This window comes from Streptomyces sp. NH27 (genome assembly GCF_056859195.1).
In genome coordinates this window covers 1-1,131 of sequence record NZ_JACEGK010000974.1, presented here as the reverse complement: position 1 = coordinate 1,131, position 1,131 = coordinate 1, and the positions used below count along the sequence as shown (strand labels likewise).

Genomic DNA, 1,131 nt, shown 5'->3' with positions numbered 1-1,131 from the left:
CCCGGGCACTATCCAGGAACGCCCGGGTGGTGCGCCAACGGTTATCGCCGCCGGTCGCCGCCGTCGCGCGCTCTCGCCCACTTCCCCCGCCCTTCCCCGGTCCGCTGCTCCCCTGTTGGTGCCTGCTATTGCTACTGCTACGGCTGCTGCTTCAGCGGGCGGATGGTGCTCTTGATCTTGTCCACGATGGACTGCGAGAGCTGGTCGGGCACGCCGGTGTCGGCGTAGAGCACCCACACCACCGGCGTCGGCGTCTTCTGGGAGGGGTCCAGCCAGGCGACGGTGTAGGCGATGCCGCTGGGCGGCGTGCACTTGTTGGCCTTCACCACTTTGGTGGCGGTGGCCTCGGACTGCCAGCCGCTGATGCCGTAGTCGTTCGTGAACGCCTTGCTGTTCTCCGCCTTGGAGAAGGTGCCCTTGCCGTTGTCCTGGTAGGCCCAGTACGCCCATGCCTCGGCCTCGTTGTCGGCGGCGTTCTTCAGGCTCTTGGCGCCGCTGCCGCCCTTGGTGCCGACCGCCGCGCGGTCCGCCTCGCCGGTGGAAGACTTGCACCAGGAGTGCTTGTAGTAGGCGGGGGCGCCCATCGCCTCCTGCGGGTCGCCGTTCTTGTCGGTGAAGGCGATGTCCATGCCCTCGGGGCCGACCGTCCAGTCCGGCGGCACGTCGAAGGCGACGTTGCGCTTGTCGCGGTGGACCACCTTCCAACCGGGGACGACCGGCTTCAGATCGGCGCCGCTGCCGCCGTTGCGCGGGTTGTCGTCGTCGCCACCGGTGTCGTCGGGTGCGCTCGTGGAGGGGGTGGCGGTCGGCTTCGCCGGTGTCGTCGCGGTGGGCGTGGCGGGCCCCTTCGCGTCGTCCTTCTTGTCGTGCTTGCCGGTGAGGTAGACGGCGCCCACCGCCACGGCCGCGATGACCGCGAGCGAGGCGGTGATGGCGATGCCTATGGTCAGCTTCCGGTTGTCCTTCTCGGGCGGCTGCCCGCCGGGGCCGCTCTGAGCACCGGGAGTCCCGGGGCCGGCCGGGCCCCAGGATTGCGGGGTCGGGTAGCCGCCGGGCTGCGGCTGTCCAGGCTGCTGCTGGGGCTGCTGGTAGCCGGGCTGCGCATACGGGTTGGCGGGCGCGCGCTGCCCG

The 1,131-nt window shown here is 70.9% G+C and carries 1 protein-coding gene; it reads right to left on the bottom strand.

Annotated features, from left to right (window positions below):
- Nucleotides 1–137: 137 nt before the first annotated feature.
- The coding region (locus AC13HU_RS37495; protein ID WP_483046476.1) for a DUF8017 domain-containing protein at nucleotides 138–1,131 on the bottom strand (994 nt) is incomplete at its 5' end.